Below are 3,581 nucleotides of genomic sequence, written 5' to 3'. Positions count from 1 at the left end.
GGGCGTCAAGCTGACCACGCTGCGCCCCGAGCAGGCGTCCTACATCGGCGTCGAGGTCCAGGGCCCCTACAAGCCGGACCACTACCGCTACTGACAGCGGACCGGCCCGGTCAGCACCACGGCACCAGGCACCAAGGCATGACAGCAGTACAGCTTCACAGCACTGCAGCATGACGGCACCACTTCAGCAGGCCCTCGCCCTCACGGCGGGGGCCTGCCCCGTTGAGGGCAGAGCGTCCACCGAGTCTGAGGTCAAGGCGTCCACGTCTCACTGAGAGTGCCAAGCCGCCCCGGCACCTGCCCTGCCTGGCTTTGTCCGAGCCACCCCCCCCGTGCCACGCCTCACCGACCCCCCAAGCCGCTCACGCTGCCCGAGCCCGCAAGATGGAGAGGGCTACGCGCCCGCGACGACCCACGGGCCGCCCGAGGCCACCGCCAGCTCACCGCAGGAACCCGACCGAGGACCAGGATCCACGCCATGCCCCGCGGCCGATATTCGCTCCATGATCCGCACGACCACACCCCCCTCGGCGAAGAACACTTCCACTGCGCGCCCGGCCCCTCCGGCTGGCGCTACGTCTCCCAACGGACCTCCCCCTCAAGCACCCCCACCGGCTCCGTCGACCTCGCACTCGACGACCGCGGCCGCCCCATCCGCCTCGAACTGCACGCAGGCGACTGGCAGGTCCGCGCAGGCGCCCTCAACGGCGTCACCTGGGTCCGCACCGACCCCACGGGCGAACATGGCACCGAGGACAACGCCCCTGCCCACGCCTTCACCGGCACATCCCCCGCCTTCCTCATCGCGACGGCCCGGCTCCTGCGCCTGACCCCCGCATCCCCCGCGACCCGACTGCGCTTGGTCGCCTTCACGGACCCGGTCCTCGCCCCCCGCACCCTCGACCAGTCCTGGGCCCTGCTGAAAAGCGAAGCACACGCCACTGACAGCGGACCCCTGACCGTGGACGAATACCAGGTCACAGCCCTGGACACCGGCGAGCAGCACACCGTCCACATCACCGGCGACGTGGTGCTCGCGGCTCCCGGCATCGAGCTCGAACACCTCGAAACCCCGCCGTCGTCCTTCGCATGACGGGCTCTGACAGGTCCTGACGCATCCCGACGGCTCAGGCAGGCGGCACGAACCCGGTGGCCGGAGGCGACGGCTCCGGCTCAGCACGCGGCGAGACGGCCCCGGGACCACCAAGATCGCCGGGACGGCCGGGACGGCCGGGACCGCCGGGGCCAGTGGGGCCAGTGGGGCCGGTGGGAGCAGTGGGACTGAGGGGGGAGGGAGAGGGGGAGGGGGCGTAAGAACCACCAGAACCCCCCGGCCCCGCCCCGGCCCGACCTGCCGCTGCCCCCGGCACCGCCGTCGTCGTCGCCCCAAAGGCCCGCCGCGCATCCCGCGACTGCCGTTCGTGCACCACCGCGGCCAGATACGCGGCCGGCGGCACCCCGTAGGGCGCCGGGGCACCGGTCCGCTCCACGAGATCCCCGGCGAGCCGCTCCGCCATCGCCCACCCCACCTGCGGGTCCAACTGCCCCATCCGCGTCAGGTACTGGCGGGTCGCCAGCCACAGCCCCTCGGGAACCCCGGACAGATCGAGCCCGGAGAACTGCCCCACCAGCCAGGGCGGCGGCGGAGGCACGAACGCTGCCTGCCCCTGCCCCCCGGGCACCCGCTCCCGTACGACCAGCGTCCCCGCGAACACGTCCCCGAGCCGCCGCCCCCGCGCCGACACCAGCGACGCGATGCAGGCGACGACCCCGAACGTCAGCAGAATCTCGACGACTCCCACGGCCCCCCGCACCAGCGCGTGCCGGAACCGGATCGGGCCCCCGTCGTCCCGCACCACCCGCAGTCCGCATGCCAGCTTGCCGAGCGACCGCCCGTGGCTGAGCGTCTCCACCGCGATGGGCCCGCCGATCAGAAGAAGGACGAAACAGGCGACCGCGACGGCGGCGGCCGCGGCATCGTCGAGGGAAGCGGTCGACGCGAGGATCCCGAGGGTGACCGCGAGATACACCGCCCACGCGACGACCAGATCGATCAGCACGGCCAGCGCCCTGCTCGGCAGTTTCGCCGGACGCAGCTCGAGCGCCACCGCCTCGCCCGTCACCAGCTCACTCACGCGCGCCACCCTTCCCAGCCCTGCCGTAGGACTGGCCAGTCTGCCAAGCTGAACCATCACGCGCCGCAGTACGAGGAGCAGACATCCGATGGACCTCGACGTCTTCGTGTCCGCCCACCGAGCCGAGTGGGACCGACTCGACGCCCTGCTGCGCCGCCAGCGCCGCCTCACCGGACCCGAGGTCGACGAACTCGTCGCGCTCTACCAGCGCACGGCCACCCACCTCTCCCTGATCCAGTCCAGTGCCCCGGACCCGCAGCTCACCGGACGCCTCACACAGCTGGTGGCACGCGCGCGCAGTGCGGTGACCGGCACCCGCCGGGCCTCCTGGCGGGACGTGACCCGCTTCCTGACCCAGGGTTTCCCGGCCGCCGTCTACCGCTCCCGCCGCTGGTGGATCCCCACGGCCCTGCTCTCCACACTCCTGGCAGCGGTCATCGGCTGGTGGATCGGAACCCACCCCGAGGTGCAGTCCTCCATCGCGGCCCCGGCCGACCTGCGCGAGATGACCCGCCCGGGCGGCGAGTACGAGACGTACTACTCCAGTCATCCCGCGGCCTCCTTCGCCGCCCAGGTCTGGACGAACAACGCGCAGGCGGCCGCGATGTGCCTGGTCCTCGGCGCCTTCCTCTGCTTCCCGGTGATCTGGATCCTCTTCCAGAACATGCTGAACCTCGGCGTAGGCATCGGCCTGATGTCCTCGGCGGGCCGCCTCGACACCTTCCTCGGCCTGGTCCTGCCGCACGGCCTCCTGGAACTGACCGCCGTCTTCGTGGCCGCCGGCACCGGCCTGCGTCTGGGCTGGACCGTCATCGACCCCGGCCCGCGCACCCGTCGCACCGCCCTCGCGGAGGAGGGCCGGGCAGCACTGGGGATGGCGATCGGCCTCGCCCTGGTCCTCTTCGTCTCGGGCGCGATCGAAGGCTTCGTCACCCCGTCCGGCCTCCCTACCTGGGCACGCATCACCATCGGCATCGCCGCCGAAGCGGCCTTCCTCGTGTACGTCCATGTCCTGGGCGGCAGAGCGGCGCGAGCAGGCGAAACGGGGGACCTTGAACAGGGCGAACGCAGCGCTTCGGTCCCTCTCGCAGCGTGATGTGCATACGGCCCTGCCGACCTGCTAGTCTCCTCATCGCCCCGGAAAACCCGTTGACACGGATGAACCGGGGAGGTAGATTCGAACAGTTGCCTAGAACTGGACAAGTCCAGCGGCGGCAGTTAAAGTCTGCCTGCTTCTTGAATTTCATCAATCACAAGAAGCCACTCCCGATCATTCGGAATCTGAAGCCGGTAAGACCGGCCGAAAACTTCTGATAAAGTCGGATCAGCCGAAAGGCAAAGGCCCCCAACGGCCACCGGAAATGAAATCCGAACCGGGAACGGAACGGAAAACGGATCTGGTAGAGTTGGAAACGCAAGAACAAAAGAAACACCGAAGGGAAGCGC

Annotated in this window: 5 protein-coding genes; 3 read left to right on the top strand and 2 right to left on the bottom strand. The window is 70.3% G+C overall.

The genetic code is table 11. The features are described 5' to 3' along the window. A partial coding sequence (locus ACFYXE_RS38345; RefSeq protein ID WP_361180492.1) for an adenosylhomocysteinase occupies positions 1-94 on the top strand: 94 nt, incomplete at its 5' end. A gap of 384 nt (positions 95-478) precedes the next feature. Further along, positions 479-1,093: a hypothetical protein gene (locus ACFYXE_RS38340; protein ID WP_389321222.1), complete on the top strand. Its 615-nt coding sequence runs from the start codon at positions 479-481 to the stop codon at positions 1,091-1,093. A gap of 34 nt (positions 1,094-1,127) precedes the next feature. On the opposite strand, the gene ACFYXE_RS38335 is transcribed toward ACFYXE_RS38340, so the two are convergent. Beyond that, entirely contained in the window at positions 1,128-2,135 is a 1,008-nt protein-coding gene (locus tag ACFYXE_RS38335) for an RDD family protein (protein ID WP_389321218.1), read from the bottom strand. Between the two features lie 88 nt (positions 2,136-2,223). On the opposite strand from ACFYXE_RS38335, the gene ACFYXE_RS38330 reads away from it, so the two are divergent. Further along, complete coding sequence (locus tag ACFYXE_RS38330; RefSeq protein WP_389321215.1) at positions 2,224-3,231, top strand: stage II sporulation protein M; 1,008 nt, start codon at positions 2,224-2,226, stop codon at positions 3,229-3,231. Positions 3,232-3,353: 122 nt separating this feature from the next. Here the strand turns inward: ACFYXE_RS38330 and ACFYXE_RS38325 are convergent. Further along, on the bottom strand, positions 3,354-3,581 hold a 228-nt coding region (locus ACFYXE_RS38325), incomplete at its 5' end, for a hypothetical protein (protein ID WP_389321212.1).

The sequence above is a fragment of the Streptomyces sp. NPDC002564 genome, from assembly GCF_042889645.1.
Classification (GTDB): domain Bacteria; phylum Actinomycetota; class Actinomycetes; order Streptomycetales; family Streptomycetaceae; genus Streptomyces.
Note: the sequence above shows the minus strand (reverse complement) of the source record. Positions and strands in the feature narration are given on the sequence as shown.

Coding starts and splice junctions, on each gene's coding strand:
- ACFYXE_RS38340 (WP_389321222.1), top strand. CDS start 479: ATGCCCCGCGGCCGATATTCGCTCCATGATCCGCACGACCACACCCCC.
- ACFYXE_RS38330 (WP_389321215.1), top strand. CDS start 2,224: ATGGACCTCGACGTCTTCGTGTCCGCCCACCGAGCCGAGTGGGACCGA.